Origin of the sequence: Micromonospora sp. NPDC048063 (assembly GCF_043202855.1) — a bacterium.
Taxonomy (GTDB): domain Bacteria; phylum Actinomycetota; class Actinomycetes; order Mycobacteriales; family Micromonosporaceae; genus Micromonospora.
Genome location: NZ_JBIDBG010000003.1, coordinates 475,729 through 496,101 on the forward strand (window position 1 = coordinate 475,729; position 20,373 = coordinate 496,101).

Annotated in this window: 18 protein-coding genes and 5 tRNA genes; 12 read left to right on the forward strand and 11 right to left on the reverse strand. The window is 76.2% G+C overall.

Annotation, left to right across the window (positions count from 1 at the left end):
• Positions 1-97 precede the first annotated feature (97 nt).
• A complete protein-coding gene (locus ACGFZ2_RS10535) occupies positions 98-1,057 on the reverse strand; it encodes a hypothetical protein (protein ID WP_393452114.1) in 960 nt (319 codons plus the stop codon).
• Positions 1,058-1,183: 126 nt separating this feature from the next.
• On the opposite strand from ACGFZ2_RS10535, the gene ACGFZ2_RS10540 reads away from it, so the two are divergent.
• The 3 genes from ACGFZ2_RS10540 (at position 1,184) to ACGFZ2_RS10550 (ending at position 3,705) form a co-directional block, all read left to right on the forward strand.
• Entirely contained in the window at positions 1,184-1,708 is a 525-nt protein-coding gene (locus ACGFZ2_RS10540) for a DUF488 family protein (protein ID WP_393452117.1), read from the forward strand.
• Between the two features lie 66 nt (positions 1,709-1,774).
• Complete coding sequence (locus ACGFZ2_RS10545) at positions 1,775-2,290, forward strand: SigE family RNA polymerase sigma factor (RefSeq protein WP_393452120.1); 516 nt, start codon at positions 1,775-1,777, stop codon at positions 2,288-2,290.
• A complete protein-coding gene (locus ACGFZ2_RS10550; protein WP_393452123.1) occupies positions 2,290-3,705 on the forward strand; it encodes a WD40 repeat domain-containing protein in 1,416 nt (471 codons plus the stop codon). The genes ACGFZ2_RS10545 and ACGFZ2_RS10550 overlap by 1 nt, the downstream gene beginning before the upstream one ends.
• On the opposite strand, the gene ACGFZ2_RS10555 is transcribed toward ACGFZ2_RS10550, so the two are convergent.
• The 3 genes from ACGFZ2_RS10555 to bioB form a co-directional block, all read right to left on the reverse strand.
• Positions 3,695-4,201: a GNAT family N-acetyltransferase gene (locus tag ACGFZ2_RS10555; RefSeq protein ID WP_393265189.1), complete on the reverse strand. Its 507-nt coding sequence runs from the start codon at positions 4,199-4,201 to the stop codon at positions 3,695-3,697. The genes ACGFZ2_RS10550 and ACGFZ2_RS10555 overlap by 11 nt on opposite strands.
• A 5-nt stretch (positions 4,202-4,206) precedes the next feature.
• Positions 4,207-4,437, reverse strand: coding sequence for a hypothetical protein (locus ACGFZ2_RS10560; RefSeq protein ID WP_393452572.1), 231 nt, complete (start codon positions 4,435-4,437; stop codon positions 4,207-4,209).
• Between the two features lie 76 nt (positions 4,438-4,513).
• Positions 4,514-5,509 (reverse strand): biotin synthase BioB, encoded by a 996-nt coding sequence (bioB, locus tag ACGFZ2_RS10565; protein WP_350711677.1) that lies wholly within the window; start codon positions 5,507-5,509, stop codon positions 4,514-4,516.
• Between the two features lie 155 nt (positions 5,510-5,664).
• Here bioB and ACGFZ2_RS10570 point away from each other — a divergent pair, with 155 nt between their 5' ends.
• The 4 genes from ACGFZ2_RS10570 (at position 5,665) to ACGFZ2_RS10585 (ending at position 10,031) form a co-directional block, all read left to right on the forward strand.
• Positions 5,665-6,801, forward strand: a complete 1,137-nt coding sequence (locus ACGFZ2_RS10570) for an 8-amino-7-oxononanoate synthase (protein ID WP_393452126.1) — start codon at positions 5,665-5,667, stop codon at positions 6,799-6,801.
• Between the two features lie 139 nt (positions 6,802-6,940).
• On the forward strand, positions 6,941-7,642 hold the full coding sequence (gene bioD / locus ACGFZ2_RS10575) for a dethiobiotin synthase (RefSeq protein WP_393265597.1): 702 nt from the start codon (positions 6,941-6,943) through the stop codon (positions 7,640-7,642).
• Positions 7,643-7,696: 54 nt separating this feature from the next.
• The gene (locus ACGFZ2_RS10580; protein WP_393452129.1) at positions 7,697-9,364 is read left to right on the forward strand and encodes a sensor histidine kinase; all 1,668 of its coding nucleotides are present in this window, start codon (positions 7,697-7,699) and stop codon (positions 9,362-9,364) included.
• Positions 9,354-10,031 carry a response regulator transcription factor gene (locus ACGFZ2_RS10585; protein WP_350711683.1) on the forward strand — a complete coding sequence of 226 codons (678 nt, stop codon included), beginning with the start codon at positions 9,354-9,356 and terminating at the stop codon, positions 10,029-10,031. Before ACGFZ2_RS10580 ends, ACGFZ2_RS10585 begins: the two co-directional genes overlap by 11 nt.
• A gap of 342 nt (positions 10,032-10,373) precedes the next feature.
• Here the strand turns inward: ACGFZ2_RS10585 and ACGFZ2_RS10590 are convergent, their stop codons facing one another.
• The 5 genes from ACGFZ2_RS10590 to ACGFZ2_RS10610 all read right to left on the reverse strand — a co-directional run bounded on the left by ACGFZ2_RS10590 (position 10,374) and on the right by ACGFZ2_RS10610 (position 16,858).
• Positions 10,374-11,537 carry a cytochrome P450 gene (locus tag ACGFZ2_RS10590; RefSeq protein ID WP_393452131.1) on the reverse strand — a complete coding sequence of 388 codons (1,164 nt, stop codon included), beginning with the start codon at positions 11,535-11,537 and terminating at the stop codon, positions 10,374-10,376.
• Positions 11,538-11,546: 9 nt separating this feature from the next.
• Positions 11,547-12,215: a 50S ribosomal protein L11 methyltransferase gene (locus tag ACGFZ2_RS10595; RefSeq protein WP_350684270.1), complete on the reverse strand. Its 669-nt coding sequence runs from the start codon at positions 12,213-12,215 to the stop codon at positions 11,547-11,549.
• 98 nt (positions 12,216-12,313) lie between these two features.
• Positions 12,314-15,241, reverse strand: coding sequence for a M36 family metallopeptidase (locus tag ACGFZ2_RS10600; protein WP_393452134.1), 2,928 nt, complete (start codon positions 15,239-15,241; stop codon positions 12,314-12,316).
• Positions 15,242-15,527: 286 nt separating this feature from the next.
• The gene (locus ACGFZ2_RS10605) at positions 15,528-16,103 is read right to left on the reverse strand and encodes a TIGR03086 family metal-binding protein (protein ID WP_393452137.1); all 576 of its coding nucleotides are present in this window, start codon (positions 16,101-16,103) and stop codon (positions 15,528-15,530) included.
• 152 nt (positions 16,104-16,255) lie between these two features.
• Positions 16,256-16,858, reverse strand: coding sequence for a TetR/AcrR family transcriptional regulator (locus ACGFZ2_RS10610; RefSeq protein WP_350711691.1), 603 nt, complete (start codon positions 16,856-16,858; stop codon positions 16,256-16,258).
• A 280-nt stretch (positions 16,859-17,138) separates the two neighbouring features.
• Here ACGFZ2_RS10610 and ACGFZ2_RS10615 point away from each other — a divergent pair.
• The 3 genes from ACGFZ2_RS10615 to ACGFZ2_RS10625 all read left to right on the forward strand — a co-directional run bounded on the left by ACGFZ2_RS10615 (position 17,139) and on the right by ACGFZ2_RS10625 (position 17,404).
• Positions 17,139-17,211, forward strand: a tRNA-Gly gene (locus tag ACGFZ2_RS10615).
• Positions 17,212-17,245: 34 nt separating this feature from the next.
• Positions 17,246-17,316 (forward strand) — tRNA-Cys (locus ACGFZ2_RS10620).
• A gap of 13 nt (positions 17,317-17,329) precedes the next feature.
• A tRNA-Val gene (locus ACGFZ2_RS10625) sits at positions 17,330-17,404 on the forward strand.
• Positions 17,405-17,849: 445 nt separating this feature from the next.
• On the opposite strand, the gene ACGFZ2_RS10630 is transcribed toward ACGFZ2_RS10625, so the two are convergent.
• Positions 17,850-19,520, reverse strand: a complete 1,671-nt coding sequence (locus ACGFZ2_RS10630) for a helix-turn-helix domain-containing protein (protein ID WP_393452140.1) — start codon at positions 19,518-19,520, stop codon at positions 17,850-17,852.
• A 193-nt stretch (positions 19,521-19,713) separates the two neighbouring features.
• A complete protein-coding gene (locus tag ACGFZ2_RS10635; protein ID WP_350711694.1) occupies positions 19,714-19,953 on the reverse strand; it encodes a DUF6458 family protein in 240 nt (79 codons plus the stop codon).
• 176 nt (positions 19,954-20,129) lie between these two features.
• Here ACGFZ2_RS10635 and ACGFZ2_RS10640 point away from each other — a divergent pair.
• Both ACGFZ2_RS10640 and ACGFZ2_RS10645 read left to right on the forward strand, forming a co-directional pair.
• Positions 20,130-20,202 (forward strand) — tRNA-Gly (locus ACGFZ2_RS10640).
• A 49-nt stretch (positions 20,203-20,251) separates the two neighbouring features.
• Positions 20,252-20,326, forward strand: a tRNA-Val gene (locus ACGFZ2_RS10645).
• Positions 20,327-20,373 lie beyond the last annotated feature (47 nt).

Here is a 20,373-nt window from a genome sequence, read left to right on the forward strand (position 1 = left end):
CTCTCTCACACGCCACCCCTTCACCGTCCCCTGACGCTCGCCGGTCGCGCGGATCTTGGACAGTTGCCGTTCGCCGAGTGCGGGAAGTGTCCAAGATTTACGTCGCGCGTCGCCAGCCGGCGGCGATGAGGGCACGGCGGACGGAGTCGGCGACCTCGTCGGGGCGGGCGCGGACCAGCCACGCCGGGAAGCGGAGGATGCGGTCCCCGGAGGTCCAGACGTCGTTCTGGCGCTTCATGTCGGCCGCCCAGTGCCGGACGTCCATGTGATGCGCCCCGTCGATCTCCACGTGCAGCCCCCACTCCCGCCAGTACGCGTCGAGCCACCGGATGCGCCCGGAGGCGTCGGCGCGCCGCTGCTGGAGACCGGGCGCGGGCAGGCCGTGGCGGCGGCAGAGCCGGACGAAGTCGAGCTCCGAGAGCGCCTCCGCACCGCCGGAGATGTCGGCCACGGTCTGCCGGATCAACGCCCGCCGACGGGCTCGGGGCAGCGCCTCCACCACGGCCGACAACTCGTCCGGTGTGACCCGTCGCTGCTGACAGCCCGCCGCCAGCGTCGCCTGCGCCTGATCGACCGTACGGGACCAGCCGGCGGCGTCCACCAGTGCCCGGGCGGTGCAGGTCCGCGGCGGACGGGCGCGCTGGAGATGCGCCGCCGGCAGCACCGACGTGCGGTGCACGACGACCGCCGGCATGTCGATCGGCAGCCGGCCCAACACCGTGCGGCCCGCCCGCCGGTGCGCCGGCACGAGCACGTGCAGCGGCTCGGGCCGCAGCCCGCGTACGCCCGCCTCGGCGGCAGCCGTCGCCCCGGCCAGCACGGCCCCGGGACCCGTGGCGAGCACGGCCACCCACAACTGCTGGTCCCGGGTCAGCCGGCCGTTGCCGGTGAGCAGGACGCCCCGGCAGATGGAGCGCCAGCGCCCGGAGCGGACGTGTCCGCGTACGGTGCCCTCGGTCAGCAGCCGGGTCGCCTGGGCGGTGGTGACGACGCCGGCCTGGTCGAACGCCAGCCAGTCGAGCGCGTCGGCCTCGTCGGCGGGAAGGCTGGGCCACATCTGTCCCACCATCGCCGCCCGCCCGGCCCCGCGCCGCCGGATGCCCGACCGCCCGGCCTGCGGATCTTGGACAGCTTCCGTTTCCCGAGGACGGTAACTGTCCAGGATTCGGGGCATCCCCTCCACGTGGAGCTGCTGACGGTGGGGCACGGGGCGGCGGACCGGACGCGGCTGGGCAAACTGCTCGCCGGCGCCGGGATCGCCCTCGTCGTGGACGTGCGGCGGTTCCCCGCGAGCCGCACCAACCCCGACGTCCGCCGGGAGGAGCTGGCACGCTGGCTGCCGGCGGCCGGGATCGACTACCGCTGGGAGCAGCGCCTCGGCGGGCGGCGGCACACCCCGGCCGGCACCGCCGAGCCGGACACCTGGTGGACCGTTGCCGCCTTCCGGGCGTACGCGGCGTACACCCGTACCGCCGACTTCCGGGCGGCGCTGGACGCGGTGCTCGCCGACGCGGCGGCCCGGGCCACGGCGGTGATGTGCAGCGAGAGCGTCTGGTGGCGCTGCCACCGGCGGCTGGTCGCCGACGTGGCCGGGCTGGGGCGCGGCGTGCCGGTGGTCCACCTGATGCCCGACGGGCGGCGTGCCCCGCACCGGCCCGCTGCTGGCGCCCGCCGGCTCGACGGCGGCGACCTCGTCTGGGACGGCTGAGAAAATCTCCCACCGGACCCACCCGTCGGGGCGTCGCCGCGCGTGGTCCCGGTCGGGAGGTGGGGTGTGGACCCTGAGGAGTCGTTCCGCGCGTACGTGTCGGGGCGCATCGCGGCGCTGTCCCGCGCGGCGTGGCTGCTGACCGGAGACCGCCACCAGGCCGAGGACCTCGTCCAGCTCACCCTGGTGCGGGTCGCCCGGCACTGGGAGCGGATCAGCGCGGCCGGCGATCCCGACCCGTACGTGCGGCGCACCATGTACAGCCAGCACGTGTCGCTGTGGCGGCGCCGGTGGCGGGGCGTGGACCTGCGGGCCGAGCCGCCGGAGCGGGCCCTGCCGGACGGCAGCGCCGACGTCGCCCGCGCCCTGGTGGTGCGGGCCGCGCTGGCCCGGCTGGCGCCCCGGCAGCGGGCCGTGCTGGTGCTGCGCTTCTACGAGGACCTCACCGAGGTGGAGACGGCCCAGACGCTCGGCTGCTCGGTCTCCACCGTCAAGAGCCAGACCCGGGACGCGCTGGCGCGGCTGCGTACGCACGCTCCCGAACTGGCCGAGCTGGTCGGCGCGACGGCGGGGGAGGCGTGATGGGCGAGGAGCTGCGGAACGTGCTGCGGGATCTGGGCGAGCGGATGCCACCGGTCCGGCTGGGCGACGACCCGTGGACGGCGGGACGGCGGCTGCGGCGGCGGGCGCGGCGGCGGGCCGCCGTGGCGTCGCTGGTGGTGGTGCTGGCCTGCGCCCTCGGCGTGCCGGTGACGCTCGGCACCGTCGAGCAGCGGTCGATGACGGGCGCCGTGCCCGCCGCCGTGCCGCACCGGATCGGGCTGCCGTACATGTGGCAGGCGACCGTCGAGCAGGATCCGCCCGGCCGGGCGTCGCTGCTGTTCAGCGGCGGCGACCACCTTGGCCTGCGTGGCATCGACCCGATCGACCACGAGGGCAAGGTGGCGGTGCTCGGCATGGGTGGGAAGTACCGCATGATGCTCTACGGCGACGCAGAGCGCAGCGCCGGGGTCGACGTGCTGCTCTCTCCGGACAGCCGGTACGTCGCGGATGGTTCCGCCGACGGGTGGGTCCACGTCACCGACCTCACCACCGGCGACCGGCGGTCCTTCGCCGGCGGGGCGGAGAGCACCTGCTGCACCACGCCGGTCGCGTGGGCCCCGGGCGGCGACGCCCTGCTCGTGCTGTACCACGCCGACGCCGACGCGGACGGCGACGGGGTGTACCCCAGCCGGCTGCTCCTGCTGGACCTGGCCACCGGCGCCGCCCGCCGGTTGGGGGGCGAACTCGGCAACCGGTGGGACCTGCGTACCGGGTCGCTGGCCGCGTTCTCCCCGGACGGCACCCGGATCGCCGTCGCCGCCGGCGGCGAGCTGACCATGCTGGACCGCGCCGGCACGGTCGCCTGGTCCCGCGAGCTGGGGCCGGACGAGCGGCTCGCCGGGGTCGGCGCGTTCACCCCCGACGGCTCGGCGGTCACCGTCTTCCGCCAGGACGGCTGCCGGAGTGGGTGCGACGCCGACCAGCGGGCCGCCCGCACGTGGCGGACCGGCTACGTCGACGCGGCGACCGGCCGGGACGGCACCGGCCCCGCCCTGCCCCCGGCCGAGGGGCAGGCCCTGCGCGCGCTGGGCTGGCGCAACGGCCGCGCCCTGGTCGCGCTCAGGTACGCCCCCGAGCCCGGCGTGACCATGGGGGAGACCGCCGACTGGGACGACACCGGCTACTGGGAGACCGGCCACGTCCAGCTGGTGTCGCTGCGCCCCGACGGGCGCGTCCAGGTGCTGCTCGACCCGCCCGACGGTGTGCGGGCGATGGACGTGGCGCGCCACCTGATGGAGGCAGGCCGGTTTGGCGCCACGGCCCCCGACCCGCGTCCGTTCCCGGCCCGGCCGCTCGTCCTGCTGCCGGCCGTGCCGGTGCTGCTGGTGGTCGGCGGGGTCGCCGGGGCGGTGTTGTGGTGGCGCCGGCGCCGACGCCGGGCGGTCAGTCGGTGAGCTCGTCGGCGAGCAGGTCCATCAGCAGCCCGTCGTGCCAGCGGCCGTCCTCGCCGCGCTCGTAGCGGCGCAGCACGCCCACGGGACGGAAGCCGACCTTGGCGTAGCTGCGCACGGCCGGGGTGTTCGCCGCCGCCGGGTCGATGGTGAACCGGTGGTGCCCGTGCGCCTCGACCAGGTGCCGGACCAGGGTGCGGATCGCGTCCGGCCCGAGCCCCCGGCCGTGCACCGACGGGTCGAGGAAGACGTCCAGGCTGGCGTGCCGGTAGTCCGGGTCGTCCTCGGCGTACCACTGGATGGCGCCGACCACCCGGCCGTCGTGCTCGATCGCGTACACCGACAGGTCGTCGTCGGCCAGGTCGGCCCGCACGGCCGCGGCGAGGTCGTCGCCGCCGCGCCACCAGCGTCGGACCTGCGGGGTGGCGCGGATCGCGGCGAGCGCCGGCACGTCGGCCGCGGTGGCCGGACGCAGCGTGACCGCCTTGCCCCGCAGCATCCCCCTCAGCCCCGGATCTCGCCGTGCTCGACGCAGACCGCCGCCCAGCCGACCGGCAGCACCTGCACCTTCATCCGGCGGCGACAGCGCGCGCAGTACCGCGGGGGCTCCAGCTCGCGCGCCGCCCGGCAGGCCGCGTGGGCACCGGCGCCGGCCGTCTCGCCGCACCGGTCGCACCACGGGTCGGCGGCCACCCCGCCGCCCGCCGCCGGCACCGCGCCGCCCGCCGCCGGCACCGCGCCGCCCGCCGCCGGCACCGCGTCGCCCGTCGTCACCGGGGCGCTCACAGTGTCGCTCGTCGTCACCGGGCGCTCACAGCGTTGCGGAGAGCGCCTTGACCGGCATCTTCAGGTCGTCGAGCAGCTCGAGATCCGCGGTCGCCGGCCGGCCCAGGGTGGTCAGGTAGTTGCCGACGATCACCGCGTTGATGCCGCCCAGCAGGCCGTCGCGCGTGCCCAGGTCACCGAGGGTGATCTCGCGGCCGCCCGCGTACCGCAGGATGGTGCGCGGCATCGCGAGCCGGAAGGCGGCGATGGCGCGCAGCGCGTCCTTGCCCTCCACCACCGGCCGGTCGCCGAGCGGGGTGCCGGGCCGGGGGTTGAGGAAGTTCAGCGGGACCTCGTGCGGGTCCAGCTCGGCGAGCTGCGCGGCGAACTCGGCCCGCTGCTCCACCGTCTCGCCGAGGCCGAGGATGCCGCCGCAGCAGACCTCCATGCCGGACTCGCGGACCATCCGCAGCGTCTCCCAGCGCTCCTCCCACGAGTGCGTGGTGACCACGTTCGGGAAGTAGGAGCGGCAGGTCTCCAGGTTGTGGTTGTAGCGGTGCACGCCCATGTCGACCAGCTCGTCGACCTGCTCCTGGCTGAGCATGCCCAGGGACGCGGCCACCTGGATGTCGACCTCGGCCTTGATCGCGGCGACGCCCTCGCGCATCTGCTTCATCAGCCGGGCGTCCGGGCCGCGCACGGCGGCCACGATGCAGAACTCCGTCGCCCCGGTCGCGGCCGTCTGCCTGGCCGCCTCGACCAGCGACGGGATGTCCAGCCAGACCGAGCGTACCGGCGAGGTGAACAGGCCGGACTGCGAGCAGAAGTGGCAGTCCTCCGGGCAGCCGCCGGTCTTCAGCGAGACGATCCCCTCGACCTCCACCTCGGGGCCGCACCAGCGCATCCGCACCTCGTGGGCGAGCTGGAGCGCGGCGGGCAGGTGTTCGTCGGGCAGGTTCAGCACGGCGAGGACGCCGGCCTCGTCGAGACCGACGCCGTTCTCCAGCACCTGGGTTCGGGCCTGGTCGAGGATCTCTGGCATGGCTCGTACCCTACAAGGCCGCCCGGCCGGGAAGAACGGCCAGCGTGTCGGGCCGGCGGCGCCGGGGTGGACGCGCCGGGCCAGGTCCGGCGGGTGGTAATTTCGCCCGGCGGAAGCAGCCGACGACGAGCGGCACGGGCGGCGTGGGGGTGACGGTGGCGGACTGGCTGGCGGCGCTCGACCGCCGCGCCGAGCTGCGCGCGAAGGCGGGGCTGACCCGCACGCTGGTGCCCCGGGACGCCGGCGACGCCGTGGTCGACCTGGCCGGCAACGACTACCTCGGCCTGGCCACCCACCCCGACGTCACCGCCGCGGCGGCGCGGGCGCTGTCCGCGTACGGGCTGGGGGCCACCGGGTCGCGGCTGGTGCGTGGCTCCACCGACGCCCACCACGCGCTCGAGGGCGCCCTCGCCGACTGGCTCGGCACCGACCGGGCGCTGGTCTTCTCGTCCGGCTACCTGGCCAACCTCGGGGCGGTCCGGGCGCTCGTGCGGCCGCGTACGCTCCTGGTCTCCGATGCCCACAACCACGCGTCGCTGATCGACGGCTGCCGGATCTCCGGCGCGGAGACCGTGGTGACGCCGCACGCCGACGTGGCGGCGGTGGCCGCCGCGCTCGCCGCCGCGCCGGGCCGGCCGGCGGTGGTCGTCACCGAGTCGGTCTTCTCCGTCGACGGCGACCTCGCCCCGCTGGCCCGGCTGCACGCCGTCGCCCGGGAGCACGGCGCGATACTGCTCGTCGACGACGCGCACGCCCTCGGGGTGACCGGCCCGGCGGGTGCCGGGGGCGTCGCCGCCGCCGGTCTCGCCGGCCAGCCCGACGTGGTGGTCACCGCGACCCTGTCCAAGGCGCTCGGCGGCGCGGGCGGCGTGGTCGCCGGGCCGGCCGCGCTCGTCCGGCACCTGGTCGAGACCGGGCGGACGTTCATCTTCGACACCGCGCTGCCCCCGGGGGTCGTCGCCGGTGTCCACGCCGCCGTCGGGCTCGCCCGCGCCGGCGACGACCTGCGCGCGGAGTTGGCCGAGCGGGCCGCCCTCGCGGTGCGCCGGCTGACCGCCGCCGGCCTGGCCGTCTCCGACCCCGACGGCGCGGTCGTCTCGGTCACCGCGCCGGGGCCCGAAGCGGCGACCGCGTGGGCGGCCGACTGCCGCGACCGGGGGGTGGCCGTCGGCTGCTTCCGCCCCCCGTCCACCCCGGACAGCCGGTCCCGGCTGCGGCTCACCATCAGCGCGGGGGTGCCCCGGCGGGACTTCGAGCGGGCCTTGGAGGTCATCGTGGAGTGTGCACCGTGAGCGCGAGGAGTGAGCCGGTGTTGCGAGCCCCGCAGTCGCGAACTGAGGTGGCACCCGTGAGCGCGAGGAGTGAGCCGGTGTTGCGAGCCCCGCAGTCGCGAACTGAGGTGGCACGGTGACCAAGCCGTGGCGGGGGCCGGTGCTGGTGACCGGCACCGACACCGAGGTCGGCAAGACCGTGGTGACCGCCGCGATCGCGGCCGCGGCGCAGGCCGCCGGCCTGCGCGTCGCGGTGGTCAAGCCCGGCCAGACGGGTACGGCCACCGGCGAGCCCGGCGACATCGACTCCGTCACCCGGCTGGCCGCCCCGCTGACCGGCCGCACCCTGGCCAGCTTCCCGGACCCGCTCGCCCCGCTGGCCGCGGCCCGGGTCGCCGAGCTGGAGCCGCTGGAGCTCTACACCGCCGTCGACGCGGTCCGCGAGGAGGCCGAGAAGCACGATCTGGTGCTGGTGGAGGGCGCCGGCGGGCTGCTCGTACCGATGGGGCTGCGGCCGTCGGGCGAGCCCTGGACGGTGGCCGACCTGGCGGTCTCGCTGGGGTCCCCGGCCGTGGTGGTGGCCCGGGCCGGGCTGGGCACCCTGAACCACACGGCGCTCACCCTGGAGGCACTGGAACGCCGGGCGGTGCCGGCCGGCGTGGTGATCGGCGCATGGCCGGCCGACCCGGAGCTGGTGCACTGGGCCAACCTCACCGAGCTGGTGCCGCACCTGCTGGGCGCCCTGCCGGCCGGTGCCGGCGCGATGGACCCGGGGGTGTTCCGGCGGTCCGCGCCCGGCTGGCTCACCCCGGCGCTCTACGGGGTGCTCGACGACTGGCGGGCCTGGGCCGACGAGATATGAGCACCTGACTTTCGTCGGTGCCCGCCCAGGTCGGGCGTGGGTAGCCTGGCCGCCGTGGAGAGCTGGTGGGCCGCGCTCGCGGGCGGTGGACGGGTGGCCCGGGCGGGCGTCCGGCGGTGGACCGGTGACCTGCTCCTGTGGCTGGTGACCGCCGCCCCGATCGGGTACGCGGGCGTCACGCCGCCGCACTCCGGGCGGGCCGTCGCCCTGACGGTCGGCGCGCTGCTGCTGCTCGCCGTGGCGGTCGCGGTGAGCCGGCGGTGGCCGGTGGCCGCCCTGGTGACGGCGGTGCTCGGCTCGTTGCTGGACGGCAACTTCCTCTTCGCGATCCCGGTGTTCAGCTACCTGACGGGCCGCCGCAGCGCCACCGCCGTGCCGGCTGCTCTCGCCTTCGCCGCGATCGCGGCCGGCGGCACCGCGCTCAACCTGGGGCTGCTCGGCACCGGCGCGGCCACCTGGTTCCTGCTCGCCTCGGTGCTGCTCTTCGCCGGGGTGTTTCCGTGGCTCGTCGGGCGGTACCGGCGCCAGCAGGCCGCCCTGGCCGACGCCGGCCGGTGGCACGCCGAGGCCCGGGACCGCGAGCAGCGGGGCGCCGCGGAGCGGATCCGGCTGCGGGAACGGGCCCGCATCGCGCAGGAGATGCACGACTCGCTCGGGCACGACCTGAGCCTGATCGCCCTGCGCGCGGCCACCCTGGAGGTCACCGACGACCTCGCCCCGGCGCACCGGGCCGCCGCCGGCGAACTGCGGGCCAGCGTCGCGGCCGCCACCGAGCGGTTGCACGGGATCATCGGGGTGCTCCGGGACGAGGGTGGAACGGCCACCACCCGGCCGGCCGACGAGACCGTCGCGGACCTGGTCGACGGGGCCCGGGAGGCCGGCATGGCGGTCGACGTGGATCCGCCGGGCGGGTTGCCGCACCTGCCGGCGGCCACCGCGCGCACCCTGCACCGGGTGGTCCGGGAGGCGCTCACCAACGCCGCCCGGTACGCGCCCGGCGCGGCGGTCACCGTCGCCCTGGCCGGCGACGGCGACCAGGTCGAGGTGTCGGTCGTCAACGCGCCGCCGCCGGCCGGGCCGCTGCCCGGCCCCCCGTCCAGCGGTTCCGGCCTGCTCGCCCTCGCCGAGCGGGTCCGCCTCGCCGGCGGTGCCCTGACGGCCGGTCCCCTGGGCGGTGGCGGCTTCGCCGTCCGCGCCCGGCTGCCGCTGGACGGCCTTTCCGGCGCCGACGCCGTCCTCCCGCCCGGCGACGCCCCAGTCCTCGGCGACGTCCCAGGCCTCGGCGACGCCCCAGGCCCCGGCGACGCCCCAGGCCCCGCCGGCGGCCCAGACCCTGCCGGCGGCCCAGACCCTGCCGCCGGCCCTCGGCCGGCCGAGGCCGAGCAGCGGCTGCGCGCCGCCCGCCGACGGGTCCGGCGTAGCCTGCTGACGGCGCTCGGCGCCCCGGTGGGCCTCGCCCTCGTCCTGTCGCTGGTCTACTACCCGGTCGCCACCGCCGGTACGGTGCTTCACGCGGACGCCTTCGCGCGGATGCCCCTCGGCGCGGAGCGCGCCGCGCTGACCGGGCTGCCCCGGCGCCAGCTCGACCCGCCCGCCGAGCCGGCGCGGCCCGGCTGCGAGTACTACACCGACGGGAACTTCCCCCTGGCCGAGCCGACCTGGCGGCTCTGCTTCGCCGACGGCCGGCTGGTCAGCAAGGAGCGGATCACGGATGAACGCTGACACGGGCGGCCCGGTGCGGGTCGTGCTCGCCGACGACGAGGCGATGATCCGGGCCGGTGTCCGGGCCATCCTGGCCACCGATCCGGGGATCGAGGTGATCGGTGAGGCTGCCGACGGCCGGGCCGCCGTGGACCTCGTCCGGGCGCACCGGCCCCGGGTGGCGCTGTTGGACATCCGGATGCCGAGGCTGGACGGGCTCAGCGCCGCCGCCGAGATCCGCCGCCTCGTGCCGGAGACGGCGACGGTCATGCTGACCACCTTCGGCGAGGACGACCACGTGGCCCGGGCGCTCGGGCACGGGGCCAGCGGGTTCCTGCTCAAGGCCGGCGACCCGCGCGAGCTGATCGCCGGGGTGCACGCCGTCGCCGACGGCGGCGCGTACCTGTCGCCGCGGGTGGCCCGCCGGGTGATCGAGCTGGGCGGGGACCGGGTGGCCCGCCGGCCGGTGGCGCGGGACCGGCTCGCCGGGCTGACCGAGCGGGAGCGGGAGGTGCTCGCACTGGTCGGGGCGGGACTGTCCAACGCCGAGATCGCCCGCCGGCTCTACCTGGTCGAGGGCACCGTGAAGAGCTACCTGACCAGCATCTTCACCCGGCTGGAGGTGCGCAACCGGGTGCAGGCGGCGATCCTCGCGTACGAGGCGGGGCTGGTCGAGCCCAGCGGCTGACCCGCCCCGGGCTTACCCGCCCCGGGCCCGCGCGCCCAGGGCAGCGCCACCGGGCGCGGCATCCCACCGGGCGCTGTCGAGCTGCCCTCATGGACGGGGCGGCGGGCGCCTTCGGGTGGTCCGGGGGACGGGCGACGCCTTCCGGGTGGTCTGACGATGGGACGGCGGCGCCTTTCGGGGTGGTCTCACGGATGGGGCAGCTCGACAGGGACGCTCAGACTGCCCGCCCTCGGCGAAACGACCGACCGGGAGGCTTCCCTCTGGCCGCCTGGCACCCGACCATCCGCCGCCACGCCGCCACGCCGCCACGCCGCCACGCCGCCACGCCGCCACGTCGGCGGCTCAGTGGCGTCGGACGACGAAGGCGTCGGGCATCCGGAACGTGAGGTTGTCGGGGCACCACGGCTCGCGGACGACGGCGACCCCGTCCAGCAGCGGCGCCGTCTCGCCGACCACCACCGCCGCCTCCATCCGGGCGAGCTGGTCGCCGACGCAGCGGTGCGCGCCTGCCCCGAAGGCCAGGTGCCGGCGGGATCCGCGCTGCCCGGGCCGGAACTCGTCGGGCGCCTCCACGGTGGCCGGGTCCCGGCCGGCGCGGGCCAGCCAGAGCACGATGCTGGTGCCCGCCGGCACCGCCGTCCCGCCCAGCGTGGCGTCCACGGCGGCCACCCGTCGCCAGGTGACGATCGGCGGCTCCAGCCGGAGCCCTTCCTCGACCACGTCGGCGACCGCGACGGTGCCGGCCCGCAGGCCGGCCAGCACGGCCGGCTCGCCGGCCAGCCGGTGCAGCAGCAGGGTGAGGAACTGCGACGTGGTCTCCTGGCCGGCGACGAGCAGGAAGAACAGCGCGCCGACCACCACGTCGGGCGGGTGCCCGGCGGCCCGCAGCGACCCCGCCAGCCCGCCCCCGGTCTCGGCGAACTCCCGCAGCACCCGGTGGAACCGGCCCACCTCGGCCGCGAGCGCCGCCTGGCGGTCGGCGTCCAGCGGCGCCCAGAACAGTTCCAGCGCCGTGCGGGCGAACTCCTTCACGGCCCCGACCGGCGTGTCGGGCAGCTCGACCAGCCGGGCCAGCACCAGCAGCGGCAGGTCGGCGGCGAGTTCGGCGTAGAGGTCGACCGGCGCGCCCGCGTCCAGGGCGGCGCCGATCGCGGTGAGGCGCTCCCGGACCAGTCCGGTCAGCCAGGGCCGCTGCGCGGCGACCCGGGTCGGGTGCAGGGCCTCGGCGACGATCGCCCGGATCTGCGGGTGGCTGGCGCCGCCGTTGTTCGCCAGGGTCGGCGGCAGCCGGAACCGGTGCCCGGCCAGCACCCGCAGGGCGGCCACCGGGATCGGGGTCACCGCGTCCAGCGCGTTGTCCGGCCGGTACGTGACCGGGTTGGTCAGCACCTCCCGGACCAGCGCGTGCCGGGTCACCACCAGGTGTTCGACACCCACGTGGTCGGCCACCCGGGCCACGTCCGGCCAGTGCGCGTCGGTGGTCTGCGCCCAGCTCCGGAACAGCACGTCGACACGCTATCGGGCGGCTCCCGGCAGCCCGGCCCGCAACTGCCACACCGTGGTGCGCTTCACCCGTACGCTCTCCAGCGTCTCGGGCACCGGCACGTCGTAGGCGGCCAGCTCGTCGAAGCGGTCGCGGGGCAGGAACGCCCGGCCCGGATCGCCGACCAGCACGTCCGCCCCGGCGCGGGCGGCCCGGAGCAGGAAACGCAGCACCCGGTTGGCCATCGCCTCGCTGTAGAACACGTCCCCGGCGAACACCACCTCGGCTCCGCCGGCGTCGCCGTCGAGGATGTCGCCGAGCTCCGCGTCGACGCGTACCCCGTTGGCCTCGGCGTTGACCGCCACGGCCGCGACGGCCAGCTCGTCGATCTCCACGGCGCGGACGGCGGCGGCGCCGGCCCGCGCGGCGGCGATGGCGACCAGGCCGGAGCCGGCGGCGAGGTCGAGCACCCGGCGGCCGGCGACCAGCTCGGGATGGTCGCTGACGTACCTGGCCAGCGCCTGCCCGCCGGCCCAGGCGAAGGCCCAGAACGGCGGCGGCTGCGCGCTGCGGAACTCGCCCTCGGTCAGCTCCCACAGCCCGATGGCGTCGTCCGCCTGGTGCAGCCGCACCTCGGGGACGAAGGCGACCGGGGCGAGGCGGGCGTGCAGCCGGACGAAGGCGGTGGAAAGGTCGGACACGCCGCCGATTGTCTCCCGCCGTCCGTCGGCCGGCGCCACCGGCCGTCGGGGCTGGCCGTCGGGGCCGGCCGGCGCCACCGGCCGGCCCCGACGGACGGTCACTTCGAGAACGCCTGGAACTCCGCGATCCGCACCTGCGTACGCGCCGGGCTGGCGGTCGCGCAGTCGGTGGTGGTCGCCGGGTCGTCGTCCTGCTCGCCCGCGTAGTCCGGCCCGCCGGTGCACTGGCTGGCCAGGACCTCCAGCCGCAGGTGCGTGGCCAGCGTGGTCGGCACCGGGAACTCGCGCAGGTTGATGTCCCGCACGTACGCCCGGTACGCCCCGCCCGGGAACGCGTCCGCCGCGCTGGTGTGGATCCGCTGCCAGTTCGCCGGATCCGCGCAGTCGGTGGTCTTCGCGTTGCAGGCCGACACCGCGAACGACCGCAGCGCGCTGAGCGAGTTCTGGCTGCCCGGGTCGGCGTCGCCGGTGATCGACGGGCGCAGCATCGCGCTGACGTTGACCCGCTTCACGACCTGCGGCGCGTCGCCGGGCAGCGCCACGGTGACCTGCTTGCCGGCCACCCCGTCGAGGGAGGCCCAGTTGGTCGCCTCGGTGTCGTCGGCGATCCGGTCCAGGTTGACCCCGTCGCCGGTGATCGTCGCGCCGGAGGCGGTGGACGCGAGGTTGCGGCTCATCCGCAGGTCGACGTACCCCTCCTTGCCGGCCTTGGCGACCACGGTGAGCCGCTGGTGGCCGAAGCCCGGCGCGACGGCGAGCAGTTGGTACCTGCCGGGCACCAGCTCGATCCGGTCCGGCAGCGCCGTCGCCGGGTCGGTGTCGGCCACCGGGACCGCCCGCGCCTCGTACGCCCCGACGTACACCCGGATCGGCGCGTCGGCGCTGTCGCCCTTCGGGCGGAGGGTGAGCACGGCGTTGTCGGCGTCGGGGGCGGCGAAGCTCGGCGTCGGGTCGGTGTCGGAGGCGCCGTTGCTGGCGGCGTCCCGGCCCATCCCGGAGCGGGCGAACTCGGCCCAGAGCAGGTCCTGGTTGGCGCCGCCGAAACGGAGCAGGTCGGCGGTGAGCATGTTGTCCCGCATGTCGAGCATGCTGACCTGGCTGGCGGCCTGGAGCAGGAACGAGTCGAAGACGAGCTGCGCCCAGCGCCGGTTGCCCGGGCACTGCTCCACCGCCACCCTGCCCTGCGCGCAGTCGAGCTGGCGCTGCGGGGTGCCGACGCCGTACCGCTTCATCAGCGCGGCGCGGACCCGGAAGTTGGTGGCGCTCCAGATCTCGCCGTCGGCGTGCACCGCCGGCCCGCCGGTGTTGTAGCCGACGTCGGAGTAGTTCAGCGGGCTGCGGCTGAAGTCGTGGTTGCGGATGCCGCTGACCAGGTTGCCGGTGACGTACCCGCCGGTGACGTAGGGCGTCTCGCCGGGGGCGCGCAGCCCGTGCTCGAAGAGGTACTCGGCGGCCAGCAGGTCGCTCCACGACTCGCCCATCGAACCGCCCTGGTGCCCGCCGATGCCGCTGTCCGGGCCGGCGATCATCCGGTTGGTGATGGCGTGGGTGTACTCGTGCCCGATCACCGTCATGTCGTAGTCGCCGTCGACGCAGGGCGGGTACGGCCCACCGGCCTGCGGCTGCCACAGGTACATGTTGGTGGTCGGCGGCAGCCCGTCGCGCGGCGTGCCCTGGTTGGCGTTGTTCCGGTTGCCGCTGAGCGCGCCCTGCTGCGCGCGGCCCTGCTCGGCGTCGCCGCCCCGGCCCTGCGGGGTCAGGTTCACCGCCTGGAGGTTCCAGGTGGCCTCGGTGAAGCCGAGGTGCCAGGCCCAGTCGTGCATCCGGTTGTGCATGGCGAAGAGGTTGGCGATCGCGGCGTCGCCGTCGTTGCGCTGCGCCGAGGTGAACACCGCGGGGTTGCAGCGGGCCTGGTGCCACTGGTCGGTGAACGGGTACTCGTAGCGCCGCTGCGGGCTGGGCGCGACCGGCACGGCCGGCGTGCCGCCGCCCCAGGACCGTACGGTGTTGGCGGAGTTGCCACGCGCGGTGCCGGTCGGCGTGCCGGTGGCCGTGTCGACGTCCCACGGCTGCCCGGTGGCCGGGTCGCGGAACGCCTCCCGGCACTCCGGTGCGGGGTCGCCGCACCAGCGCACCCGGGGGTCCTGCCCGGGGCCGAGGTCGCGCGGCGGGGTGGCCGGGAAGACGGCCCAGCTCGGGTTGTCGGAGTCGAAGTCCACGAGGTCCTCGCGGACCAGCACCTTCCCGGTGATCCCGTCGACGTAGGTGGTGAACGCCTCCGGGTGGTCGTCGTCGGCGCCGATCAGGGTCACCTCGTACGCGGCCCGGGGCCCGTCGAGCGGGGTGGGCACGGCGACGGCCCGCACGCTGTGGCTGCGGACCGCGTCGGCGGCCAGGCCGGCGTCGGCGAGCGCCGCGTCGTACGCCTGCTCGTCGGTGAGGGTGGCGGGCGCCGGCGCGGCGGTGTCCCGGGAGAGCGAGGAGCTGACCGCGAGGACCGTGCCGGCGGCGACCGCGACGGTGACCAGGCCGTCGTGCCCGGCCGGCAGGGCGCCGAAGCGCTGCCGGAGGGTGACCACCGCGCCGTCGCCGATCGGCCGGACCAGCAGCCGGTCCATCGCCTCGACCGCGGCGGCGTCCAGGCCGAAGAGGTCCTGGTTGCCGGTCAGGTACGCGCGGGCGGCCGCCTCCGGGTCGCCGGGGAGGCCGGTGGCGAGCGGGGCGCGGGCGGGGCCGAGCGCGTGCGGGGTGCCGAGCCGGTTCCAGCGGACGTCCGGGTCGGCCTTGCGGGCCAGGCCCCGCTGCCGGGCGTCGGGGGCGGCGGTGCCGGGGCGGTTGTCGACGTCGGCGTGCTCGTGCCCCTCTGCGAACGGGCCGGAGCGCCGTTCGGTGGCGGCACCGCCGGTGGGGACGGCGGCGGTGGGGCCGGCGGGGAGCAGCGCGGCCACCACCGCGGTCGCCGCCAGGACGGGAACGAGCCGGCGTCGACGCCGGCTCATCCAGGGTGTCCACTCCGGTTGTGCCACGGGACCTCCTCGTGGGAGCGGGGGTGGCCGGCCCTACGCCGGCCGCGCAGTGCGGTGACACATGCGCATCTGTGGATATCAGCCCGGGTCGGCGGGAACAAGGGCCACGCCTACTCAAGGCGGGCCCGGCCGCGATGGCGGCTTCACGGAGGGTGGAGACCGGTGGCGGTCGACTACCTGGAGCGCCACGGGCTTGTCGGCAACGGGCCTCGGCCCGCCGCCGCCAGGAGAGGATGGTGGTCGCCGCGCTGGTGCCGTCCGGTGGCGGCGGGCGCGACGCAGCGGGCTACGGCGCCCAGTCGGGGTCGCGGCCGAAGGCGGCGACGAGGCGGTCCTGCTGGTCGGCCTCCGCCGGCACGTCGGCCCCCGACCGGATCAGCCTGTCCCGCTGGTAGTCGCCGATCCGTCGGCCGAACCAGCGGGCGCACTCGGCGACCGCATCGGCGTCCAGCCGGGGGTCCGCGCCGATCGCCACGGCCAGGTCCCAGCCGTGGATCAGGTGTTCCGCGATGAGCTGGTGCAGGTACTCCTCCGCCGGGGTCTCGCCGGCGGAGAGCGCGACGGTGCGTGCCAGCGCCCCGGGGTGGGTGAAGGCCAGCTCCGCCTGCGCCGCCGCCTCCCGGGCCGCCTCGACCGGGTCCGGGCCGAGCACATCGCCGTCGTAGCGGTCGCCGACCTCCTCGATCGTCCGGCCGGCGAGCAGCGGCACGCACCACCGGTCCTCGCCGACGACGTGGTTGACCAGCGCCCGGACGTCCCAGTCCGGGCAGGGGGTCGGGTCCGACCACTGCCCGGGGCCGACCAGCTCCACCCGGTCGGTGAACTCGGCCAGGCTGCGGCGGTACGTCTCCAGCGGGTCCATGCCGACGATTGTTCCGGGTGGCCTCGGGGGCCGAGTCGTTTTGCCGGCTTCGGGCGAGGATGACCGCATCGGTCGAACCCGTCCGCTCCGCCGCCCTCCGGTGACGGGCATCGGTCGAGCTGGTCCGGTCCGCCGGCCTCGGGTGGTCGGGGTCAGTCGAGCTGGTCCGGGTCGAGCCCGAGTTCGCGGGCGGTGACCAGGCGGACCCACTCGGCGAGCTGGCGGCGGGAGATGACCCGGTCGTGCACCGCGAGCTGCACCGCCAGGCCGTCCATCACGGCGCTGATCCGCCACGCGGCGCCGGCCGGGTCGGCGCACTCGAAGGTGCCGTCGCGAACGCCTTCCGAGATCACCGCCGCGAGGTCCTCCCGCCAGCGCAGGTCGAGCCGGCGGGAGACCTTCTCCAGCTCCGGGGTGCGCAGCGACTCCGCCCAGCCGTCGATCCACATGGCCCACGACGTCGCCCGGCCGGCCGGCGTGTAGAGCTTCACGATCCGGCGCAGCTTGGTCAGCGGCGGGGCGCTGGACCGCATCACCGCGTCCAGCCGGGCCAGGTCCTGCTCCACCGCGTACGCGAACGCCTGCGCGAGCAGCCGGTCCTTCGTGGCGAAGTGGTAGAAGACCAGCGCCTGGCTCACCCCGGCCGCCTGCGCCACGTCGGCCGTGCGGGTGTTGGCCAGACCCCGCTCTACGATCACGTCACAGGCCGTGCGCAGCAGGGCATCCAGGCGGATTTCGGCCGCACGTCTCGTCACGCCGTTACCGTAGCGCATCAGCTTGAACACGAGGCGTCACCGATAACGGCCCGTCCGCCCTCCCGAGAGTCGGAAGCCGGACAGTTCGGCCACGCCACGACCGGCGCCGCGGCCGACCCGCTTCGCCCGGACCGGGGGAGGAGTAGCTGGGCAGGCTCCTAGGAAGCTTGGAGGTGAGGCAACCCGTCACCATCGGACGCGCCGAGAACCACCCCGATTTGGCAACCGCTCGCCGGCTCGGCTAAAGTTCTCATCCGTCACCGGTTAACGCCGGGGGCACGCGGACGTAGCGCAGCTGGTAGCGCATCACCTTGCCAAGGTGAGGGTCGCGGGTTCGAATCCCGTCGTCCGCTCGGAGATGCCGCCACGCATGACGGGGGCAACCTCGGTGGGGTGGCCGAGAGGCGAGGCAACGGCCTGCAAAGCCGTGTACGCGGGTTCAAATCCCGTCCCCACCTCGGCAACAGGCGAGGGCGATTGGCGCAGTGGGAGCGCGCTTCCTTGACACGGAAGAGGTCACTGGTTCAAACCCAGTATCGCCCACCAGAACGAAGGCCCGTCACCATCCGGTGACGGGCCTTCGCCGTTCCCGGACGCCGCTGCGCCGAGCCTCCGCCGCGCACAGGGCACTGCCGTTCGGACCGTCACCGTTTCGAAGGCCGCGCCCGGACCGCCCCGGGTGGACCCGGAGTCATGGGCGACCACGGCCGCCCGCCCGCGGTGTCGTCGCGGACGGGGCGGCCGCACCCCCCGGAGCCGGCCGGACGCGTCCCCCGTTGCGGCGCGTCCGGACGTCGGCCGTCAGCTCACCGGATCGCCGGTCGGGCTCACATGGTGGCGTCCTCGCCGCCGTCTCCCAGCAACGGTAGGGAGCAGCGCCGGCCGGGCGCGAGGACCGATCCGCACAGCGACGGCGCCGGCGGTGTCGGGCTGCACAGCGACCGCGACCCGCGCCGCCGCTCGGGGGCGCACGGCGGGAAGCCACCGGCGGTCAGGCGGGCGGCCACCCGGCCGGGTCGTCGACCAGGCCCGCGTCGGCGGTCGCGTCGAGGGTCCGCAGGGCGAGCCAGAGCGCGTGCCGGGCGCTCGGCCCGCGCAGCAGGGAACGCCCCAGCGCCTGCTCGGCCCGGCCGAGGCGTTTGCGTACGGCGGACACCGAGACGCCGAGCGCGGCGGCGGTGTCGGGCAGTCGCGCCTCGGCGCGCAGCCACGCGCGTACGGTGACCAGGCCGACGGGCGTCCCGCCGGCCTCCAGGGGTGCGAGCTGGCCGCGCGCCCAGAGGCACAGGGCGGGGGTCGCCAGCAGCCGGTCGAGGCCCATCCACCGGCTGCCGGCCGCCGCCCCCTGCCCGAACGCGCCGTCCGCGCCACCACCGACGACGGGCGGTGCCTCCGGCACGTCTTCCGGGGTCGCGGCGGAACCGAGCAGGTGCAGGGCCAACCACGCGACCGACTGGTCGGAGATCCGGGACAGGTCGAGCCCGAGGCGGTCGCGCAGCAACGCCAGCCGGGCCGCCAGGGTGTTGCGGTGGATCCGCAGGTGCCGGTGGGCCGCGCCGTCGAAGGCGAGCCAGGAGCCGAGGGTGGCGAGCAGTTCCTGCCCGTCGGGATCGATCCGTCGGGCCGGCCGGTACGACAGGCACGGCGCCAGCAGCGTCCGCGCCCAGTCCTGCCCCGCGGCGCCGAGCAGGGCGCGCAGCTCCGTCGCCCGGTCGAAGCGGCAGTGCCCGTCCGGTCCGTTCCGGGCCACCGCGAGGGCGTGGAACGCCTGCTCGTAGCCGGCGGCGGTGCGGCGCAGCGGGACCGGCTCGCTCACCCCGATCCGCGTCCCGGGCACCCGTCCGGTGACGAGTCTCCCCAGCGCGTCCGCGTCGCCGGCCCCTCGCGGCCCGGCGCGGTCCGGGGCCGGCACCAGCGCGATGAGGTGCCGGGAGCGGACCGGGCAGGGCACCACCCAGGCCCGCCCGCCCAGCGCGCGGGTCACCTGCCCGGCCGCCTCGCCGCGTCGCCGGGGCGCGCACTCAACGACGCACACCCGGACCAGGTTGGGCAGGTGGGGACGCAGTGCCGCGGCGATGCGCCGGGCCGGTGCCACGTCGCCGACCATCAGCAGGTGCAGCACCGCCTCCCGGCTGCGCACGTCGCCGGCGGCGACCCGCCGCCGGGCCCGCTCCGAGCGTTCCAGCCGCCAGCAGAGACCGAGGACGCGCGCCGCGTCGGCGAGCAGGTCGCCGGGGAGTGGGTCCACCGGGTCCACCACCGCGAGCCAGGGGGCGGGCTCGGTCCCGCCGTCGGGGTCGCAATCCGCGCCGTCGTTGCGCTCCCCGGCGCCGAGGGCGACCAGGTGGACGGTGGGCGCGCCCGAGCCGCCCCGCACGGCCGCCGGCGTGCCGCGTCCGTGCAGCTCAGGTACGGCGCGGGCGGCGGCGCCCAGCACGGCCCGGTCCAGCGGGTCCCGCCCCGGGTGGACCGCCAGCAGGGTGCCGTCCACGCCGATCAGGGCGGCCGCGGTGGATCGACGGGCGAGCGTGTCGAGGACGGCCCGGACGGGATCGGGGCCGGCGGCGAGGCGGGTCATCGCGACGACGGCCTCGGCGTGCTCGAAGCGGACTCGCGACGGCTGTCGCCCGGGCGTTCGCGACCCGTCCTGCTCCGTCCGCACGACAGCAGACGGTAGTACCCGGGTGGCGAGGGTCACGAGGAGAGGCGGCGGAGGGGTGACGCCCGGCACGCCGGCAGGCCCCCGGGCGGGTGGGGCCGGCGACGTCGACGTGCCGGCCACCCTCGCGGGTGCCCGGCACGTGCGTCGCGGTGCGTCCGGCGACCGTCCGACTCCGTCGCGCGGGGCGGTCGGGTCAGAGCGGCGGGGCGACGTCCCGGCGTTCCTCGACCCGCCGGTACTCCACCGGCTCGGTCGTGCTGACCACCTGGCGGCGGCGTCCCCAGATGAGCGTGGTCATGATCAGGCCGAGCACGCCGGCCGCCATCAGGATCCAGCCGACGATGTCGAGGTCGATGCCGCCGAGGCTCGCGTCGAGCGCGAAGGTGAGGATCGCGCCGAGCGCGATCAGGAAGATGCTGGTGCCGATACCCACGACAGCCTCCTTGGTCAGGGGATGTGGTGTGCTGTCGAAGGAGGTCAGTACCCGGTGGCTGACCAGCGCAACCATCGGCTGCGCGGGAATCGCCCGCGGCGGCCGGCGGGGCGGCGTGCCGGGCGATCTTGCCGTCGGGTAGAGTTCATCCCGTCGCCGGGGAACGCCGGCGACACGCGGACGTAGCGCAGCTGGTAGCGCATCACCTTGCCAAGGTGAGGGTCGCGGGTTCGAATCCCGTCGTCCGCTCGCATCCCGCCACTACCGGCCCGGTCTGCCGGGCCCGGGTGGCCACCACGGGCGATTGGCGCAGTGGGAGCGCGCTTCCTTGACACGGAAGAGGTCACTGGTTCAAACCCAGTATCGCCCACCAGATGATCCGCGAGGCCCGTCACCGTCGTCGGTGGCGGGCCTTCGTGC

Excerpts from the sequence above, each read along its gene's own strand:
- ACGFZ2_RS10535 (WP_393452114.1), bottom strand. The coding sequence starts at position 1,057 with ATGTGGCCCAGCCTTCCCGCCGACGAGGCCGACGCGCTCGACTGGCTG.
- ACGFZ2_RS10550 (WP_393452123.1), top strand. The coding sequence starts at position 2,290 with ATGGGCGAGGAGCTGCGGAACGTGCTGCGGGATCTGGGCGAGCGGATG.
- ACGFZ2_RS10555 (WP_393265189.1), bottom strand. The coding sequence starts at position 4,201 with ATGCTGCGGGGCAAGGCGGTCACGCTGCGTCCGGCCACCGCGGCCGAC.
- bioB (WP_350711677.1), bottom strand. The coding sequence starts at position 5,509 with ATGCCAGAGATCCTCGACCAGGCCCGAACCCAGGTGCTGGAGAACGGC.
- ACGFZ2_RS10585 (WP_350711683.1), top strand. The coding sequence starts at position 9,354 with ATGAACGCTGACACGGGCGGCCCGGTGCGGGTCGTGCTCGCCGACGAC.
- ACGFZ2_RS10605 (WP_393452137.1), bottom strand. The coding sequence starts at position 16,103 with ATGGACCCGCTGGAGACGTACCGCCGCAGCCTGGCCGAGTTCACCGAC.